Consider the following 17,953-nt stretch of genomic DNA (forward strand, 5'->3'; position numbering starts at 1 on the left):
AAGTTTCATAGAGAAACTGTAATACTCTTACATAAGTAGAAAAGTTACATAAAAAAGTGCGTTTTCATTGGTAATCCTGTAGAGGAAATGTAACATAACGCACAGTTCTGGATTATGCAGGTTGCTTGGTAACAAGGGGCCTAAAAGAAAATTAAATAATTGATTGCCAAAGATCGAGGGTGAGCATGATTAAGAAGATCGGTGTTTTAACAAGTGGCGGTGACGCACCTGGTATGAACGCGGCGATACGCGGCGTAGTACGTACAGCACTATCCGAGGGATTGGAAGTATTCGGTGTGTACGACGGCTACCTAGGCCTATACGAAGGCCGCATCGAGAAGCTAGATCGTTCTAGCGTTTCAGATGTGATCAACAAAGGTGGTACGTTCCTAGGTTCTGCACGTTTCCCTGAATTTAAAGAAGTGGAAGTGCGTGAAAAAGCGATTGAGAACCTGAAAAAACATGGTATCGATGCGCTAGTCGTGATCGGTGGTGACGGTTCGTACATGGGTGCGAAGAAACTGACTGAAATGGGTTACCCATGTATCGGTCTACCAGGCACAATCGACAACGATATCGCTGGTACTGACTACACAGTGGGCTACCTAAGTGCACTAAACACAGTTATCGATGCAATCGACCGTCTACGTGATACTTCTTCATCTCACCAACGTATTTCAATTGTAGAAATCATGGGCCGTCACTGTGGTGACCTAACTCTGATGTCTGCAATCGCGGGTGGTTGTGAGTACATCATCACTCCAGAAACTGGTCTAGACAAAGACAAGCTGATCAGCAACATCCAAGACGGCATTGCAAAAGGTAAGAAACACGCAATCATCGCGTTGACTGAGCTAATGATGGATGCCAATGAACTGGCTCGTGACATCGAAGCGGCGACAGGTCGTGAAACTCGTGCAACAGTACTTGGTCACATCCAACGTGGTGGTCGTCCAACGGCATTTGACCGCGTTCTAGCATCTCGTATGGGTAACTACGCTGTTCACCTATTGATCGAAGGTCATGGTGGTCGTTGTGTCGGTATCGTGAAAGAGCAACTTGTTCACCACGACATCATCGACGCGATCGAAAACATGAAGCGTCCAGTACGCAACGATCTATACAAAGTTGCTGAAGAACTGTTCTAAGCAAGTTTGAAATAGATAAAGAAAAACCGCGGCTTTCCGCGGTTTTTTTGTATTTGAGTATCAGCAAAAGGAAGCTGACGCATCGGACAAAATCTTACGAAGCGCTGCTCTGTTCAATGAGCGTCAATTTACGTTCGCGCAGTGCAAACATATAGCCAAGTAGGCCACCTAACGTATTCCCCACTGCGATACCTATAAACAAGCCTTCAATACTGTAAATTTGGCTTCCGATCCATGCAGATGGCAGGGTAAACACAAACAAACGCATAAAGCTCCATTGAAATGCTCGTAATGGTTTGTGCATCGCATTCAAACCACTGATTAACATCATCACAATGCCTTGAAAACCATAACTGAACGGCACCACAAGCAGGTAATGCCACAGCAGATTTTTAACCGCTTCTTCCTGCGAGAACAATGCCGCTAGAGGAATACTCAATGGCACCATCATCAAGAAGATAAACCCTTGGAACACGACCGCAAAACGCATGCTGATAAATAAGCCGGAAAAGGCACGTTGAGGGTTTTTCGCCCCTAAGTTTTGTGCCATGAATGGCGTGAGTGCTGAGGTCAGAGACATCAAGACTAGGATCAAAATAGACTCAATACGCTGCGCCGCACCGTAAGCCGCAACCGCTGCCGTACCGTGGCTGGATAAGAGCATCATCAAAATTGCGCCCGACAGTGGATTCATCGCGTTCGACAGTGCGGCAGGAGTGCCGATTTTTAACGTTTGCTGCCAATCTTGTTTCAGCAAGGACCATTGGGGTTGAGCGAGCAACTTTTCGCGTTTAACTAGCACATAGAATGAGCCACATAGTGCACCTAACCAGCTAAAAGCACTGGCTATTGCCGCCCCTTGGATGCCAAGCTCGGGGAATGGGCCAAGTCCGAAGATCAGTAGTGGATCGAGCATGCCGTTAATCAAGCCCGCCAACATCATGATTTTGGCGGGTGTTTTTGTATCCCCAGATGCTCGTATCGCGCTATTGCCCGCCATTGGGATCACCAACAATGGAATGGTGAGATACCACACCTGCATGTACTCTTCGATGAGTGGAATTAGGTCGTCGGCTGCGCCAAGAAAGCGGAACAGTGGTGCAATGGTGGCAAAGCCAATCGAAGAGGCGATAGCCACGAGTAACACCGCTAATAACAAACCGTGAGTGGTAAACCGAGCGGCTTGTGGGGCGTGACCTTGTCCAAGTAAGCGACCAATATTGGTCGATAGACCCATCCCTATTCCCATCGTGATGCAGTTAACCGCAAAGGTTACAGGGAAGGTATAGCTGATCGCCGCTAGCGCTTGAGTACCAAGCAACGAGATAAAAAACGTGTCCACCAAGTTAAACATCAAAATCGCGATCATGCCCATGGTCATGGGGACGGTCATTTTCCGCAGCGTTTCAGGAATAGGTGCGGTCAACAAACCATGCTTATCGGTCGCTTGGGGTTCCAGCTTGTTATTTTCCTGCATGTATGACAACTATGTGGTGAGCAAACTGCAAGGATACAAGAAAGCGAGATGCTGGGCGAGTGAGCATTTCGAACGCAAACCGTTGCTTAGTTGTTCGTTATTTTAACTAAGTCACAAAAATTTTGTGCCACCCCCTTGGGATCGCTGCTTCGACCCCTTATATAGGGATCACGTGTCTGGGGCTACAGTCCCTAAGGACAATTATCAAATAAACATGGAAATTTTCAGGAGAGACGACCGATGAACATTCGTCCATTACATGACCGAGTTATCGTTGAACGTAAAGAAGTTGAATCTAAGTCTGCTGGTGGCATCGTTCTCACTGGTTCTGCTGCAGAAAAATCAACTCGCGGTGTTGTTCTAGCTGTGGGTAAAGGCCGCATCCTAGAAAACGGCACAGTACTGCCGCTGGACGTTAAAGTTGGTGATACTGTTATCTTCGCTGAAGGTTACGGTACAAAAACTGAAAAAATCGACGGTAAAGAAGTGCTTGTCATGTCTGAAAACGACATCATGGCGATCGTTGAATAATAGCAATCATTGAGTAATTTTTTGCTCAGATTCAATTACGAAATTACACACAAAGAATTTTAGAAAGGAAATCAAAGATGGCTGCTAAAGACGTTAAATTTGGTAATGACGCACGAGTTAAAATGCTAGAGGGTGTAAACGTTCTGGCTGACGCAGTAAAAGTAACACTGGGTCCTAAAGGACGTAATGTCGTTCTAGACAAATCTTTTGGTGCACCGACTATCACGAAAGATGGTGTATCAGTAGCGCGTGAAATTGAACTGGAAGATAAATTCCAGAACATGGGCGCACAAATGGTTAAAGAAGTTGCGTCTAAAGCAAACGACGCGGCAGGTGACGGTACAACAACAGCAACAGTACTAGCACAATCTATCGTAAACGAAGGTCTAAAAGCAGTCGCAGCGGGTATGAACCCAATGGACCTTAAGCGCGGTATCGACAAAGCAGTAGCAGCAGCAGTAGAGCAACTAAAAGAGCTTTCTGTTGAATGTAACGACACGAAAGCGATCGCACAGGTTGGTACTATCTCTGCAAACTCAGACGCAAGCGTAGGTAACATCATTGCTGAAGCAATGGAGCGTGTGGGCCGTGATGGCGTTATCACTGTTGAAGAAGGTCAGGCGCTACAAGATGAGCTAGACGTAGTAGAAGGTATGCAGTTCGACCGCGGTTACCTATCTCCTTACTTCATCAACAACCAAGAGTCAGGCAGTGTTGATCTAGAAAACCCATTCATCCTGCTAGTTGATAAGAAGATCTCAAACATTCGTGAACTTCTTCCAACGCTAGAAGCTGTAGCGAAAGCGTCTCGTCCACTGCTTATCATCGCAGAAGATGTAGAAGGCGAAGCGCTAGCAACATTGGTTGTCAACAACATGCGTGGCATCGTGAAAGTTGCAGCAGTGAAAGCACCTGGCTTCGGTGACCGTCGTAAAGCAATGCTACAAGACATCGCTATCCTAACAGGCGGTACTGTGATTTCTGAAGAAATCGGTCTAGAGCTTGAAAAAGTAGCACTAGAAGATCTAGGTCAAGCGAAGCGTGTTTCTATCACGAAAGAAAACACGACTATCATCGATGGTATCGGTGAAGAAGAGATGATCTCTGGTCGCGTAGCTCAAATTCGTCAACAAATCGAAGACGCAACTTCAGACTACGACAAAGAGAAACTACAAGAGCGCGTAGCGAAACTGGCTGGCGGTGTTGCAGTAATCAAAGTTGGTGCAGCAACTGAAGTTGAAATGAAAGAGAAGAAAGACCGTGTAGAAGATGCGCTAGCCGCGACTCGTGCAGCGGTTGAAGAAGGTGTTGTTGCTGGTGGTGGTGTTGCACTTATCCGCGCGGCATCTAAGATTGCTCACCTAACGGGTGACAACGAAGAGCAAAACGTTGGTATCCGCGTTGCACTACGTGCAATGGAAGCGCCAATCCGTCAAATCACGAAGAACGCAGGTGAGGAAGACTCAGTGGTTGCGAACAACGTGAAAGCGGGTGAAGGCTCTTACGGTTACAACGCGGCAACAGGCGAATACGGCGACATGCTAGAGATGGGTATTCTAGACCCAACGAAAGTAACTCGTTCTGCGCTACAGTTCGCAGCATCGGTTGCGGGTCTGATGATCACGACTGAAGCAATGGTTACTGACCTACCGCAAAAAGACGCACCAGCGATGCCTGACATGGGCGGCATGGGTGGCATGGGCGGTATGGGTGGCATGATGTAAGCCAGCTTATCTCTTTGCTCTAAGGGAATCCTTATAGCGGAAAGATAACCGACCAAACCTTTAAAAGTCGAGGCATTTGCCTCGACTTTTTTATGCGCGTTATCCGAGAAATATAGCATTCTGATGTGGCTTCGATTGTGAGAGGCGAGTTCAAGAAATGTCAGTGGAAAAACATGAAAATAGAAGCAATAAAATTTTTTCTTTTGAGTCAGATGGTTAAATCTGACCTACCGCTAACATTTTTTGAACGTGGATAGCGCAAAATCTGAACATTACACTATGTTGTAAATTGTTGCTTCCCATCATGGAGATGAAAATGAAAAAGCTTATGACGTCATTGGCGGTTGCAGCCGCTATTGCATCACCAGTTGCTCTTGCTGACAGTACACCTGTGATGTTCTCTACTATCGACAACACAAACGCACCTTCTAACTCGTCAGTTGGTGGTGTTCGTTTAGCCGTGTTGCATGGACAGGTGAATGAGGTTAAAGGTGTCGACTTTTCACTGCTTGGTATGTCAGAAACGGATCGTACGACAGGTGTGAACTTCGGTCTGTTTTTTGGTGCAGCAAAGGTAAACCAAGAAATGAAAGGTGCGTCTTTAGGCTTAGTTAACTGGAACCAAGGTCAGACGACGGGTGTTAACTTGGGTGCTGTCAACATTACGAACAATGTAAAAGGCTTGAACTGGAGCGCGGTGAACTATTCTGAAGGCTACACCATGGCGGATGTGGGCTTAGCGAGTATCTCTAAAAAGTCTAACTTCCAGTTTGGTTTCTTCAACATGACCGATCAAATTGATGGCGTACAAATTGGTCTTTTGAACTGTGCGGATAACGGTTTCTTCAAGTGTTTCCCACTCATCAACTTCGCTAAATAATCCCTGAGCAAGTCAGAATCTTTAGATACCGAAAGCCCTCGATATTCGTCGAGGGCTTTTTAATTACTGATGGGGTGAAGCGAGTTATCGGCGCGTTAACTATTTAATTAAGCGGGATGAGGTTTTGCGTTGTTGAATTCTTTGGTGAACCCCTCGGCGCAATGCTTTGATGTGGTTTTCTGCTTTATCCACGCCCAGCAACACCGTTAAAGCCAGTAGGGTAATGACCACCGACTGCGTTAAATAACCCAAACCGATCATCAACCCTAATCCTGCCAGTACCCAAATAACCGCTGCGGATGTTACGCCGTGGATTTTTCCATCGAGTGTCATCATCACCCCTGCGCCCAAGAAGCCGACACCAGTAATAATCTGACCAAGCACGCGTGCTTGATCGAGTGTATTTGGCGATAACGATACTGCCATCGACATAAACAGGTAAGTGCCTGAAATAATAAGAATTGCCGTACGAATGCCAACAGGTTTACCACGAGTTTGGCGTTCGATACCGATCATTAGCCCATTAATGGCACAGCATAGTAGGGCAGGCCAGCTGAATGGGCCAAGATCGAAAATTTGTTCGAGTGCTGTATGCATCTTGACCTCCAAAAGAGCGGAGTATGCATAGACTTACCGTGCAAAGCGAACAAAAAGGAACGGTCGTGACGACAAATTTAATTGAACGTCAGGACCTATTCTAAATGCAAGTCCAATGGCGTTTTACTTGGCCTGCCACCAATTTCTCGTGTCAGTTTTGGTACCAGATAACCCGATACACGCGTGATGAGTCCACGCATAATGGCTTTTGCTTCTTCGTCCGAAATAAAGTAGTGCGCCGCGCCTTGCACCTTATCAAGAACGTGGAGGTAATAAGGCAAGATACCCGCGTCAAATAAGGCTTCACTTAACGCCACTTGAGCTTCTACCGAATCATTCACGCCTTTCAGTAGAACGCCTTGGTTTAGAAGCGTAACGCCCGCTCTTTTGAGCTTGAACATCTGTTCAGCAAATTCGTCATTGATTTCGTTGGCATGGTTGATGTGAGTGACGAGGATGATTTGTAACCTTGATGCTTGCAGCAGTTGGCATAGCTCATCAGTGACTCGAGCTGGAATCACCACAGGTAAACGGCTATGAATACGCAGACGTTTGATGTGAGGTATGTGAGCAATGTGCTCTAAAAGCCAATGAATCTCATCGTCTTTTGCCATTAATGGGTCACCACCTGAGAAGATGACTTCGTTCAACTCTGGTTGCTGCGCCATGTACTCTAAGCACTTGGTCCATGCCTGCTTGCCGCTTTTGTTCTCTTGATAAGGGAAGTGACGACGAAAACAGTAACGGCAATTTACCGCGCAGCCACCTTTGACAATCATTAGGGCGCGGTTGCGATACTTGTGTAGCAGACCAGGGACTTCATTATCCTGCTCTTCTAACGGATCGTTGGAATAGCCCGGATGTACTTCAAATTCGTCACTTAATGGTAAAACCTGACGTAAAAGAGGGTCTTTAGGGTTGCCTTTCTCCATCCTATCGACAAAACTTTGCGGTACACGCTGTGCAAACAGCTTGCGCGCGGCAAACCCGTCTTGCCACGGTGAAGGATCTATTTCCAGTATTTCGAGCAATTTTGCAGGATCAGAGATCCCATTCGCCAACTGTTTGAGCCAGTTTTGCTCAACAGATTCGACTTTTCGGGTTATTATGTGCGGCATTGAATTTAGCTCTAAGAATGTAAGAGGAAAAAATGGCTACAGTTAGCACCAATGAATTTAAAGGCGGTCTTAAGTTAATGCTTGATAACGAGCCTTGTGTAATTCTGGAAAACGAATACGTTAAACCAGGTAAAGGCCAAGCGTTCAACCGCGTTAAAATTCGTAAACTTCTTTCTGGTAAAGTGCTAGAGAAAACATTCAAGTCTGGTGACACTTGTGAAGTGGCAGACGTAATGGATATCGACCTAGATTATCTATATTCAGACGGCGAATTCTACCACTTTATGAACAGTGAAACGTTTGAACAGATCGCAGCAGACGCAAAAGCGGTAGGTGACAACGCTAAGTGGTTGGTAGAAAACAACACTTGTATGATCACACTTTGGAACGGTAACCCAATTACTGTTACTCCACCAAACTTCGTTGAGCTAGAAGTGGTAGACACAGATCCAGGCCTGAAAGGTGATACTCAAGGTACTGGCGGTAAACCAGCTACGCTATCAACTGGCGCTGTTGTTCGTGTTCCTCTGTTCATCTCAATTGGTGAAGTGATTCGCGTAGATACTCGTACGGCTGAATACGTAGGCCGTGTGAAGTAAGCACTTTAGATTGATTGTTAGAAAGGTCGCTTCGGCGGCCTTTTTTATTGCCTGTAATTCTCTCTTGAATGTTCCTGCATAGAAAATCGATATCCTCCGCAAATTTTCGATGATTTTGTATTATTCGTAAAAATCTTATTTATTTCATGAATCTGTCGATTATTCCTTAATGTAACATTTTGATACATTAGTTCTTGTTGTTGAGTTGCATAGCAATCTGATTTTTATCGATTTAACTCAGTAACAATCCAAAAAGGAGAACAAAATGGAAAGTAGAGGTTTAGGAAGGGGTTTAAAGGTGGAAGAAAGACGTCAGTTACTACACAAAGGATTGAAAGCTGCGGTGTTTGGCGTACCGCTGTTGGCAATAGGCTTAACGATTAATAGCTCTGTGCTGATGACCGATGCAGGTTACAGCTACGTGCATCAGAACAATATCACTGGTGAGTTGGATGTGTTTACTGAACCTGGCATTCATTTTCGTATGCCATTTCTGTCCAAAATCACCAAGTATGACCAAGTGATCACCGTGTCATTCGGTAATAGCAAGGGCGAAGATTTTTATCAACGTCTTGATGCGATTCAGGTTCGGTTTGCCGACACTTACATTGGTCAGATCCCCGTAACATTCCGCTTTAAGCTCAGTAATGACCCTGAAGCGGTTAAGAAGATGCACAAAGAGTTCCGTAACAACAGTAACTTGATTGATGCGCTGCTTGTAAAGAACGCACGTAACGTGACGGTGATTACTGCTACCCAATACACGGGTGAAGAGTTTTTCCAAGGTGGTTTGAACCAGTTCAAATCGAAACTTGGCGATCAGTTGCGAGAGGGGATTTATCTAACAGAGCGACGTCAGGTTGAAGTGGAAGAGTTGGATCTTGCGCCTGTTGGGGCGAATCAGGCCAATGCGAACCAATTACAGCGTACCAATCAACTGGTTTGGAAAACGGTGCCAGTTGTAGATAAAACCGGGCAACCAATTCGTCAAGACAACCCATTACAACAATACGGCATTCAAGTGACGCAGGTGACCATTGGTGACCCGCAGCCAGAAAAGCAATTGGATCAGCTATTGGCGGATAAAAAGCGTTTAGTGGCGGATCGTATTCGCGCGATTCAGGAGCAAGAAACGTCGAAAGCACAGGCAGAGACCGAGCAGTTACGCAAAGAGATTCAACGAACACGTGAGGTGCAAGACGCCCAGCGTGGTAAAGAACTCGCTATTATTGCTCAACAAAAAGAAGTGGAAGTTGCACGTCAGATTGCAGAGCGTGAAATCGTTGAAGTGGAAAAAACCAAACGACTTGCTGAAGTCGAGAAGGAGAAAGAGCTAGCTATCGCGGAGGCTAACTTAGCCATTCAAAAGGCGAACGCACTTTCTGCTGAGTTTGAAGCGAAAGCGATATTAGCGAAAGGTCGTGCAGAATCTGAGGTCCTAAAAGCGAAGTACTCGGCGTTAGGGGCAAACCGTGAAGTTTATTTGGCAGAGTTGAATCGAGACGTAGCGAACTCGTTGTACAACAACTTGCAAAACTTCCAAGTTCAGATGCCACAAAACTACATTGGTGGTAGCGAAGAAACGGGCTTGAAAACAAACCTAGATGTGATTACTGGCTTTGGTGCCCTGGGTCTTATGGACCAAACGAAGAAGGTCATACAGCAATAAGATCATGGGTGGTCAAAAGCTTAAAAAGCAAAAAGATCATGGGTAACCCAAAGCAATAAAAAAGCTGGCATAGAGCCAGCTTTTTCTTTTTTGGTCAGCCTCTTAAATCATGAAGATAAAGATAACGGCTAGTGCAGTAATGAGGCCTGCAAATGCATAGCATGCAATTTTACCTATCACACCAGTGTGGAATTTAAGGTCGTGCATGCCGTGGTGTACACGGTGCATCGCATGCCACATTGGTAGAGCTAGGGTGCCAATGATGAATAGCGCACCGATGATACTGGTTGCGAATTCGGAGACACGCTCGTAGCTCATCGCTTCTGCATCAATCACGCCTAGTGGGACCAAGATACCTAGCACCAATACCGTGATTGGCGTGATCATCGCGAACCAAGTACCGCCAGCACCAAATAGACCCCACCAGATTGGCTCATCAGAACGTTTTGGTGATGTGTTTACACTATAATTCGGTTTCATGCTCAGCTCCTTACACCACGATGAGAACGATCAGTGAGATGAACGCAACCGCAGCCCACTGAGTCAATACGATGATTTTCTTGTCCACCAGTTTGCCTTTCAAACGAATTGGCATTACTTGTGGCATCATGCTGAAGAAAGTTTGAGCGTGGAATAGGCTACCTAGTAGTGCAACGATGTTGATTGCGACTACGATTGGGTTTGCCATAAAATCCAACCAACCTTGCCATGCTTCAGGGCCTTTCACCAAGCAACCTAAACCGAAAGTTAGGAACAGAGTGAATAGGATCAAAGGCAGCACAGTCGCTTCACGTAGCATGTAGAAGCGGTAGAAAGGATGGTTCTTCCACCAAGTGCGTTTTACTTCACGAACGTAAGGTTTACGATTGCTCATCCTTATGCCTCCACTTTCTTTGGTGAACCATCAGGTTTCAACATAGCAATCACGAAGTCCATAGAAGACTCCACTTTGCCTTGGTTTACTGCCGCTGCTGGGTCAACGTTCTTCGGACAAACTTCAGAACAGTAACCAACAAACGTACAACCCCAAGCACCGTTTTCACCGTTGATAAGCTTCATGCGCTCATCTTTACCGTTGTCACGACTGTCTAGATTGTAGCGGTGCGCTAGCGTTAGTGCCGCAGGACCGATGAACTCAGGGTTCAGACCAAACTGAGGACACGCCGCGTAGCACAGACCGCAGTTGATACAACCAGCGAACTGCTTGTATTTCGCCATTTGCTCTGGCGTTTGCAAGTTCGTACCGTCTTCTGGTTTACGGTCGTTACCAATGATGTACGGTTTGATTGCTTCAAGACGTTCGATGAACGGTGTCATATCAACAATCAAGTCTTTCTCGATTGGGAAGTTTGCTAGAGGCTCGATAGTCACACCGTCTGGGTAATCACGTAGGAAGCTCTTACAAGCAAGCTTCGGTACGTTGTTCACCATGATGCCGCAAGAACCACAGATCGCCATACGGCAAGACCAACGGTAAGATAGATCTTTGTCTAGGTGATCTTTAATGTAGCCCAGTGCGTCAAGCACAGACATGGTTTCATCGAATGGCACTTCGAATGTTTGCTTGTATGGTTCTGCATCTTTTTCTGGGTCATAACGCAGAATGTCTACTTTTTGAATGCGATTTGCTGACATTATGCTTGCTCCTCTGCGTTCTTCTCTTCAGCTGCGGCTTTTTCTGCTGCTTCACCGTATAGACGAGCTTTTGGTTGTGACTTAGTGATAGTCACATTGCTGTAATCGATACTTGGCGCTGAGTCTGGTTTGTAGAAAGCAAGTGAGTGTTTTAGGAAGTTCACGTCATCACGTTCTGTACAACCGTCGTCCAGACGTTGGTGCGCGCCGCGAGATTCTTTACGTAGAATCGCAGAGTGAACCATCGCTTCTGCGACTTCTAGGCCGTAACCCACTTCAATTGCGTACAGAAGATCAGTGTTAAACACTTTGCCTTTGTCTTTAATGCTGATGCGTTTGTAGCGTTCTTTTAGTTCGGTGATCTTGTTAATGGTTTCTTGCATCAAATCTTCTTGACGGTAGATACCACAACCCGCTTCCATGGTATGACCCATTTCCGTGCGGATGTTTGCCCAGTTCTCATCACCTTCTTGGTTCATCAGTTTGGCGATGCGCTCTTCAACTGCTTTCACTTGAGCATCGATTGCAGACTCGTTCCAGCCTTTGAATTCTTCAGCGCGTTTTACAGCGTTTTCACCCGCTACGCGACCAAATACCACGAACTCAGCCAGTGAGTTAGAACCTAGACGGTTTGCACCGTGAAGACCAACAGACGCACATTCACCAACCGCGAATAGGCCTTTAATGCGAGTTTCACAGCCGCCGTTTGTCTCGATACCACCCATGGTGTAGTGAACTGTTGGACGAATTGGAATTGGCTCTTTTGCAGGGTCTACGTTTACGTAAGCTTTTGCTAGCTCACAGATGAACGGTAGACGCTCTTGTAGGTACTCTTCACCAAGGTGGCGAAGGTCTAGGTGCACCACGTCACCCAGTGGGTGTTTGATGGTGTTGCCTTTCTGTTGTTCGTGCCAGAAAGCTTGAGAAACCTTGTCACGAGGACCCAGTTCCATGTATTTGTTCTTCGGTTGGCCAACTGGAGTTTCAGGGCCCATGCCGTAATCTTGTAGGTAACGGTAGCCGTTCTTGTTAACGATGATACCGCCTTCACCACGACAACCTTCCGTCATCAGGATACCTGTGCCAGGAAGACCTGTTGGGTGGTATTGAACGAACTCCATATCACGTAGAGGAACGCCGTGACGGTAAGCCATTGCCATACCATCGCCCGTTACGATACCGCCATTGGTGTTACAGTGGTAAACACGGCCCGCCCCACCTGTTGCTAGAACAACAGATTTTGCTTTGATAGTAACAAGCTCGCCTTCAGACATGTGAATAGCAATCAGACCTTGAACTTCGCCTTCATCAACAAGCAGATCCAACACAAAGTACTCATCAAAACGTTTGATGTTGCTGTACTTCATGGATGTCTGGAATAGCGTATGAAGCATGTGGAAGCCAGTTTTATCTGCAGCGAACCAAGTACGTTCAACCTTCATACCACCAAAGCGGCGTACGTTGACTTCACCGTTCTCTTTGCGACTCCATGGGCAACCCCATTGCTCCATTTGGATCATTTCGCGAGTCGCGTTCTCTACAAAGTATTCAACAACGTCCTGTTCACATAGCCAGTCACCACCGCCAACAGTGTCGTTGAAGTGGTTGTCTAAGCTATCTTCATCCTTGATAACTGCTGCTGAGCCACCCTCTGCAGCGACCGTGTGGGAGCGCATTGGATAAACTTTAGAAATCAGAGCGACTTCTAAGTCTGGGTTTGCTTCAGCCGCTGCAATAGCAGTACGAAGACCAGCGCCGCCTGCGCCGATGACTGCGATATCTGTGGTGATAATTTGCACAGTTATCCTCCAGTGTGTGATTGCGGAAATCCGCTTGTTATTGTCATTACGAGGCGCTCTTTAAAAAGAACTCCCCAAAAGTAGTAGGGTTAGTGTAGATGAGCCACATGGCAGAAAAATTGATGTAATTGGGTTTTTGCTTCGGTAATGCACTTAAGGGCATAGAATTTATAGGTTATGTGACTGCTATCACGGCATCGAGGTTTTGGCCCTCAAGCATTAACATTAGGGATGTTAAACCTGTGTTGCGTGACATTAACCGCATGGATAATAGGATTTTAACTGAGTGTTTTTTGTGCTGCGGCACGAGTAATGCTTGCCTCAAATTTGAACAATGTGGCGGGAGAATAGAGAAGGGAAATTCCCCTCTCGTTGAACAGTGAAAAGCATGTAGAATGGGTTTTTACGCGCTAAATTAGAGTTTTGAGAGACTTATTATGCAAACCAACTGGCAACCTACCGCTTCCATTGACCAACTGCGTCAACGTGCGACGTTAATCGCGTCGATTCGCCAATTCTTCGCTGATCGACAGGTGATGGAAGTCGACACGCCAGCCATGAGTCACGCGACCGTGACCGACATTCATTTGCATACTTTCCAAACCGAGTTTGTTGGCCCGGGTTACGCCGATGGTAGCAAGCTGTTCTTTATGACCAGCCCTGAATTCCACATGAAGCGCCTTTTGGCAGCGGGCAGCGGTTGTATTTATCAAATCAACAAAGCATTTCGTAACGAAGAAAATGGTCGTTACCACAATCCAGAATTCACGATGTTGGAGTGGTATCGCGTTGGCTTTGACCATCACAAGCTGATGGATGAAATGGATGACCTATTGCAGTTGGTATTGAAGTGTGGTGCAGCGCAGCGCATGACGTATCAACAAGCCTTCATTGATGTGTTGGGTGTGTGCCCACTAGAAGGCTCGATGACGGAGCTGAAAGCGGCGGCAAGCAAGCTGGGTTTGAGTGACATTGCAGAGCCTGAAGAAGATCGCGATACGCTGCTGCAATTGCTATTTAGCGTGGGAGTCGAACACAAAATTGGTCAGGATGTGCCTGCTTTTGTGTACGACTTCCCGGCATCACAGGCGGCGCTTGCGAAAATCAATCCTCAAGACCATCGTGTTGCGGATCGCTTTGAGGTGTATTTTAAGGGAATTGAGCTGGCAAATGGGTTCCATGAGCTCGATAACCCGAAAGAGCAACTGGCGCGTTTTGAGCAAGATAACGCGAAGCGTCTCGACATGGGTTTAAAACCGCAGCCAATCGACTATCATTTGATCTCCGCATTGGAGGCAGGGTTGCCAGATTGTGCGGGTGTTGCGTTAGGCATCGATCGTTTGATCATGCTAGCGCTCGGCTGTGACCACATTGATCAAGTGACGGCTTTTCCATTCCCAATCGCATAAGGATATTCAATGAACTTGGCTGCTGCACGTTTGGTCATTCTCAGCTACGCAATACTGATCGCTTACTTATCGTTGAGCTCGAGCGAGTTGCAAGACTGGGGCAACATTGCGTATCTTGATAAAATGCAGCACGCCATGGCGTACAGCGGATTTGCGTTTTTAGGTTGCTTTTGCGTGTGGCGTTGGCGTCAACGTTGGGCGGTGGCGATTGGTATCTTATTATTTAGTGCTGCCATCGAATGGCTACAAGGGTATGTTGGAAGACAAACCTCTTGGTTAGACCTTGTCGCCAACTCAACGGGTATTCTAACTGGTCTGTTATGTTACCGTATTTGGAGCCTCTATCGACCTAGGTTGGTGAAGTCGCTATACTCGATTCGTTAATGAAGAGGGAACACGATAACAATGAAAACGCGCGACAAAATCGTCTACGCGGCACTGGAGTTGTTCAACCAACATGGTGAACGCAACATCACCACCAATCACATTGCCGATCACATCGAAATTAGCCCAGGTAATCTGTATTACCACTTCCGTAATAAGCAAGAAATCGTTCGTGAGATCTTTGCGCTTTATTCAGCAGAACTTTTAGAAAGATTTACCCCTATTCAAGGCTCACAGGAAAGCCTGACTATGCTGAAGAGCTACCTAGATTCCATCTTTACGCTAATGTGGAAATACCGCTTTTTCTACGCGAATCTACCTGAGATCTTGTCACGAGATGAGCAGTTACATGAGCAGTACATCGATGTGCAAGAAAAGCTGCAAGCGAACCTCATTGCGATCATGCAAGAGTTTGTATCGCTGAAGCTGCTTAATGTTGATCAACAGCAGTTGAAGTCACTGGTGTGTACGTTGCATTTGATTGCGTGTAGCTGGTTGGCGTATCAATCTGCAATGGCTTCGAAAACCAGCATCACTGAGCAAATGGTGAAGCAAGGGATGTTGCAGATGCTTAATGTCGTTAAGCCATTAGCAACTGAGCAGGGGTTAGAGCAGCTACTGTTACTGGAAGATGCAGTCAGCAATCTACACAGTTAAACGTCAAGCTGCTTAATATTTCGAGAGTCACTCTCATTTTCGAGTCGTGGCTCGAGTTGACTTGTCAAATATGCCACGCACAATAGTCCTCATACCGTTCAGCCCTCTCTGGGATATGACTCTCGATAAAGGAACTATCGCTCCATGAATTACGACATTTTTAATGGCGATGCTGATGGCATCATTGCGCTTCTACAATTACGCTTGGCTGATCCTATCGAGGCTCAGTTAATTACTGGTGTAAAGCGCGACATCAAGCTGGTGGAAAAAGTAGACGTGCAAGCGGGTGATGAGCTAACGGTGTTAGACATTTCGATGGAAAAGAACATGGTAGGCCTAGAGCAAGCATTGGCTCAAGGCGCGTACGTGTTTTACGTCGATCACCATAAGGCGGGTGATATTCCTCAGCATGGCAACTTGGATGCGCACATCGATCTCGATGCCAATATGTGTACGGCTTTAATTGTCGATCAATTGCTAAATGGACGTTTTCACACATGGGCGATTACGGCGGCTTATGGCGATAACATGATCGCGAAAGCGGATGAATTGGCTGACAAGGTCGGATTGTCACACGAGCAGAAAGCGCAGCTTAAAGAGCTTGGCACTTTGATTAATTACAACGGTTACGGTTCGAAAGTGGATGACTTACATTTCCATCCAGCGGATTTGTACCAAGCTTTGCTGAAGTACGCGTCGCCATTTGACGCTATTGAAGATAAAACTTCGCCTTACTACCAACTGCAATCTGCTTACCAACAAGATATGGATGCCGCTCTGGCACTGCCTGCCACGCATGAGAGCGGTAAGCTAAAGCTGTTCGAACTACCAAACACGGCCGCATCACGTCGAATCAGCGGTGTGTATGGTAATTGGCTGGCTAATCAAAACCCAGATTCTGCTCATGCAGTACTCACCGAAAATGCAGATGGCACTTACACGGTCTCTCTACGTGCCCCGTTGAACAACAAACAAGGCGCCGTTGCCGTGTGTGGGCAGTTTCCAACTGGTGGCGGCCGAGAAGCGGCGGCAGGCATCAACGCATTAAGCAAAGATGATGTAAGTACTTTTATTGATGCGGTAGAAACGTATTACGTATAGCATTTGCCAAAATATGAATACAAAAAAGGAGCCGAGTGGCTCCTTTTTTATTATAAGTCGATGAGTCAGATAATCAGCGCTTCAACCAAGATTTCGGGTTTTGTGCTTCACTGTTGCGGCGAATTTCGAAGTAGAGTGATGCGCGATCTTGCCCGCCAGTATCACCCGCAAGAGCGATCACTTCGCCTGCGGTCACTCGATCGCCTTCTTTTTTCGTCAACGCTTGGTTGTAGCCGTAGAGCGTCATGTCGCCTTTGCCGTGGTCAAGCAATACCACTAAGCCATACCCGCGTAAATACTCAGCAAATACGACAGTACCCGGATAAACGGCTTTCACTTGTTGACCGTAATTGGCCGCAAGCACCATTCCCTTCCAGTTTACTTGCCCGGTTTGGCGAGTACCGAAGTTGTGTAATACACGACCTTTGAGTGGCCATGGCAGTTTACCGCGCTGTTTGCCCAGTCCGTCCATTGGCACGGCATTACGCTTAGCCGCTTTGGCGATCTCGGCTTTTAGGCGTGTTTCGTTGCGCTGCAGTTCAGCAAGGTAGCGTTTATCGTTCTTGATACTGCTCTGAATTTTATTCAGGGTTTGCTTACGTTTGGATTGTGTACTTGCCAGCGCCGTACGTTTCTCAGATTGTTGTTTGAGTAACGTCTCGATTTGCTCTTTTTCTAGCTCAAGCTGGTTTTTGTTGTGTGCCAATTCTTGAGTGGTTTTGGTGATTGCATCAATCACTTCCGCACGCGCTTTGGCTAAGTGCTGGAAGTATTGACTCATGCGGTCTTCTTCCACACCTTGATTCAACAAGTGACCATTGGCTTTTGCTCGTTCGGTCACGTAATACGTTTGCAGCAACTGTTTGAGTTCTTCCTCTTGCTCTTGGCGCTGCGCTTCTTGCAAGGCAATTTTATCTTCTAGCTTGTCTATGTTTTTGTCTGCTTGTGCGAGCTCAGATTTGGTTTGTCTTATTTCGCGTTCAAGTTTAGAAATGCCAAGTTCTTGCTCTTTGAGCGATTTTTGTAGCTCATTGAGTTGCTTTTCTTGGGAAGAGAGAGATTTGCGTTGACGGCTTATCTCACTTGATACGCCTTTGAGCTCTTGTTGACTAGCGGCAGAAGAGGCGAGGGGATATGTGGCAGATAAAGCACAAGTTAATAAAATAGCCGAGCGTAGAACAGGGTGATTTTGTTTTCGCACTTGAGATTTACCTACCACGTTGTT

At 46.4% G+C, this 17,953-nt stretch carries 18 protein-coding genes; 10 read left to right on the plus strand and 8 right to left on the minus strand.

Features of this window, described 5'->3' with window-relative positions; translation table 11 throughout:
• The first annotated feature begins 185 nt into the window (after positions 1 to 185).
• On the plus strand, positions 186 to 1,148 hold the full coding sequence (pfkA, locus tag LIX84_RS21585; RefSeq protein ID WP_005397529.1) for a 6-phosphofructokinase: 963 nt from the start codon (positions 186 to 188) through the stop codon (positions 1,146 to 1,148).
• A gap of 94 nt (positions 1,149 to 1,242) precedes the next feature.
• On the opposite strand, the gene LIX84_RS21590 is transcribed toward pfkA, so the two are convergent.
• Positions 1,243 to 2,625, minus strand: a complete 1,383-nt coding sequence (locus LIX84_RS21590; protein ID WP_104974720.1) for an MATE family efflux transporter — start codon at positions 2,623 to 2,625, stop codon at positions 1,243 to 1,245.
• A 240-nt stretch (positions 2,626 to 2,865) separates the two neighbouring features.
• Here LIX84_RS21590 and LIX84_RS21595 point away from each other — a divergent pair, with 240 nt between their 5' ends.
• From LIX84_RS21595 to LIX84_RS21605, 3 genes are all read left to right on the plus strand, one after another.
• Positions 2,866 to 3,156, plus strand: a complete 291-nt coding sequence (locus LIX84_RS21595) for a co-chaperone GroES (RefSeq protein ID WP_005381516.1) — start codon at positions 2,866 to 2,868, stop codon at positions 3,154 to 3,156.
• 77 nt (positions 3,157 to 3,233) lie between these two features.
• Positions 3,234 to 4,880, plus strand: a complete 1,647-nt coding sequence (groL, locus tag LIX84_RS21600; RefSeq protein ID WP_005381509.1) for a chaperonin GroEL — start codon at positions 3,234 to 3,236, stop codon at positions 4,878 to 4,880.
• A gap of 316 nt (positions 4,881 to 5,196) precedes the next feature.
• A complete protein-coding gene (locus tag LIX84_RS21605) occupies positions 5,197 to 5,760 on the plus strand; it encodes a VC2662 family protein (protein WP_005395435.1) in 564 nt (187 codons plus the stop codon).
• A gap of 99 nt (positions 5,761 to 5,859) precedes the next feature.
• Here LIX84_RS21605 and LIX84_RS21610 read toward each other — a convergent pair whose 3' ends face one another.
• A complete protein-coding gene (locus LIX84_RS21610; protein ID WP_005395427.1) occupies positions 5,860 to 6,357 on the minus strand; it encodes an MgtC/SapB family protein in 498 nt (165 codons plus the stop codon).
• Positions 6,358 to 6,452: 95 nt separating this feature from the next.
• Positions 6,453 to 7,475, minus strand: coding sequence for an EF-P beta-lysylation protein EpmB (gene epmB / locus LIX84_RS21615; RefSeq protein WP_005381502.1), 1,023 nt, complete (start codon positions 7,473 to 7,475; stop codon positions 6,453 to 6,455).
• A gap of 32 nt (positions 7,476 to 7,507) precedes the next feature.
• Here epmB and efp point away from each other — a divergent pair, with 32 nt between their 5' ends.
• Complete coding sequence (gene efp, locus LIX84_RS21620; protein ID WP_005395425.1) at positions 7,508 to 8,074, plus strand: elongation factor P; 567 nt, start codon at positions 7,508 to 7,510, stop codon at positions 8,072 to 8,074.
• Positions 8,075 to 8,339: 265 nt separating this feature from the next.
• Entirely contained in the window at positions 8,340 to 9,743 is a 1,404-nt protein-coding gene (locus LIX84_RS21625) for an SPFH domain-containing protein (protein ID WP_005395423.1), read from the plus strand.
• Positions 9,744 to 9,845: 102 nt separating this feature from the next.
• Here the strand turns inward: LIX84_RS21625 and frdD are convergent, their stop codons facing one another.
• Genes frdD through frdA form a run of 4 tightly spaced genes read right to left on the minus strand, consistent with a single transcriptional unit; the run spans position 9,846 to position 13,177 of the window.
• On the minus strand, positions 9,846 to 10,223 hold the full coding sequence (frdD, locus tag LIX84_RS21630; protein ID WP_005395421.1) for a fumarate reductase subunit FrdD: 378 nt from the start codon (positions 10,221 to 10,223) through the stop codon (positions 9,846 to 9,848).
• A 10-nt stretch (positions 10,224 to 10,233) separates the two neighbouring features.
• Positions 10,234 to 10,617 (minus strand): fumarate reductase subunit FrdC, encoded by a 384-nt coding sequence (gene frdC, locus LIX84_RS21635; RefSeq protein WP_005395419.1) that lies wholly within the window; start codon positions 10,615 to 10,617, stop codon positions 10,234 to 10,236.
• 2 nt (positions 10,618 to 10,619) lie between these two features.
• Positions 10,620 to 11,378 (minus strand): succinate dehydrogenase/fumarate reductase iron-sulfur subunit, encoded by a 759-nt coding sequence (locus tag LIX84_RS21640; RefSeq protein ID WP_005381489.1) that lies wholly within the window; start codon positions 11,376 to 11,378, stop codon positions 10,620 to 10,622.
• Positions 11,378 to 13,177: a fumarate reductase (quinol) flavoprotein subunit gene (gene frdA / locus LIX84_RS21645; RefSeq protein WP_226422149.1), complete on the minus strand. Its 1,800-nt coding sequence runs from the start codon at positions 13,175 to 13,177 to the stop codon at positions 11,378 to 11,380. Before frdA ends, LIX84_RS21640 begins: the two co-directional genes overlap by 1 nt.
• Positions 13,178 to 13,614: 437 nt before the next feature.
• Here frdA and epmA point away from each other — a divergent pair, with 437 nt between their 5' ends.
• The 4 genes from epmA (at position 13,615) to LIX84_RS21665 (ending at position 16,728) form a co-directional block, all read left to right on the plus strand.
• Positions 13,615 to 14,586, plus strand: a complete 972-nt coding sequence (gene epmA, locus LIX84_RS21650) for an elongation factor P--(R)-beta-lysine ligase (RefSeq protein ID WP_046874653.1) — start codon at positions 13,615 to 13,617, stop codon at positions 14,584 to 14,586.
• Between the two features lie 9 nt (positions 14,587 to 14,595).
• Positions 14,596 to 14,970: a VanZ family protein gene (locus LIX84_RS21655; protein WP_104971029.1), complete on the plus strand. Its 375-nt coding sequence runs from the start codon at positions 14,596 to 14,598 to the stop codon at positions 14,968 to 14,970.
• A 21-nt stretch (positions 14,971 to 14,991) separates the two neighbouring features.
• Complete coding sequence (locus LIX84_RS21660) at positions 14,992 to 15,627, plus strand: TetR/AcrR family transcriptional regulator (protein WP_005395413.1); 636 nt, start codon at positions 14,992 to 14,994, stop codon at positions 15,625 to 15,627.
• 144 nt (positions 15,628 to 15,771) lie between these two features.
• The gene (locus LIX84_RS21665; RefSeq protein ID WP_226422150.1) at positions 15,772 to 16,728 is read left to right on the plus strand and encodes a DHH family phosphoesterase; all 957 of its coding nucleotides are present in this window, start codon (positions 15,772 to 15,774) and stop codon (positions 16,726 to 16,728) included.
• Positions 16,729 to 16,801: 73 nt separating this feature from the next.
• On the opposite strand, the gene LIX84_RS21670 is transcribed toward LIX84_RS21665, so the two are convergent.
• Positions 16,802 to 17,947: a murein hydrolase activator EnvC family protein gene (locus tag LIX84_RS21670; RefSeq protein WP_170903524.1), complete on the minus strand. Its 1,146-nt coding sequence runs from the start codon at positions 17,945 to 17,947 to the stop codon at positions 16,802 to 16,804.
• Positions 17,948 to 17,953 lie beyond the last annotated feature (6 nt).

Source organism: Vibrio sp. E14, from assembly GCF_020515785.1.
Classification (GTDB): domain Bacteria; phylum Pseudomonadota; class Gammaproteobacteria; order Enterobacterales; family Vibrionaceae; genus Vibrio; species Vibrio diabolicus.

Bases quoted from the DNA above. Each gene is read 5' to 3' on its own strand.
- epmB (WP_005381502.1), bottom strand. From the start codon at position 7,475: ATGCCGCACATAATAACCCGAAAAGTCGAATCTGTTGAGCAAAACTGG.
- groL (WP_005381509.1), top strand. From the start codon at position 3,234: ATGGCTGCTAAAGACGTTAAATTTGGTAATGACGCACGAGTTAAAATG.
- LIX84_RS21625 (WP_005395423.1), top strand. From the start codon at position 8,340: ATGGAAAGTAGAGGTTTAGGAAGGGGTTTAAAGGTGGAAGAAAGACGT.
- frdC (WP_005395419.1), bottom strand. From the start codon at position 10,617: ATGAGCAATCGTAAACCTTACGTTCGTGAAGTAAAACGCACTTGGTGG.
- epmA (WP_046874653.1), top strand. From the start codon at position 13,615: ATGCAAACCAACTGGCAACCTACCGCTTCCATTGACCAACTGCGTCAA.
- LIX84_RS21610 (WP_005395427.1), bottom strand. From the start codon at position 6,357: ATGCATACAGCACTCGAACAAATTTTCGATCTTGGCCCATTCAGCTGG.
- pfkA (WP_005397529.1), top strand. From the start codon at position 186: ATGATTAAGAAGATCGGTGTTTTAACAAGTGGCGGTGACGCACCTGGT.
- LIX84_RS21640 (WP_005381489.1), bottom strand. From the start codon at position 11,378: ATGTCAGCAAATCGCATTCAAAAAGTAGACATTCTGCGTTATGACCCA.
- LIX84_RS21590 (WP_104974720.1), bottom strand. From the start codon at position 2,625: ATGCAGGAAAATAACAAGCTGGAACCCCAAGCGACCGATAAGCATGGT.
- LIX84_RS21665 (WP_226422150.1), top strand. From the start codon at position 15,772: ATGAATTACGACATTTTTAATGGCGATGCTGATGGCATCATTGCGCTT.
- efp (WP_005395425.1), top strand. From the start codon at position 7,508: ATGGCTACAGTTAGCACCAATGAATTTAAAGGCGGTCTTAAGTTAATG.
- LIX84_RS21595 (WP_005381516.1), top strand. From the start codon at position 2,866: ATGAACATTCGTCCATTACATGACCGAGTTATCGTTGAACGTAAAGAA.
- LIX84_RS21605 (WP_005395435.1), top strand. From the start codon at position 5,197: ATGAAAAAGCTTATGACGTCATTGGCGGTTGCAGCCGCTATTGCATCA.
- frdD (WP_005395421.1), bottom strand. From the start codon at position 10,223: ATGAAACCGAATTATAGTGTAAACACATCACCAAAACGTTCTGATGAG.
- LIX84_RS21655 (WP_104971029.1), top strand. From the start codon at position 14,596: ATGAACTTGGCTGCTGCACGTTTGGTCATTCTCAGCTACGCAATACTG.
- LIX84_RS21660 (WP_005395413.1), top strand. From the start codon at position 14,992: ATGAAAACGCGCGACAAAATCGTCTACGCGGCACTGGAGTTGTTCAAC.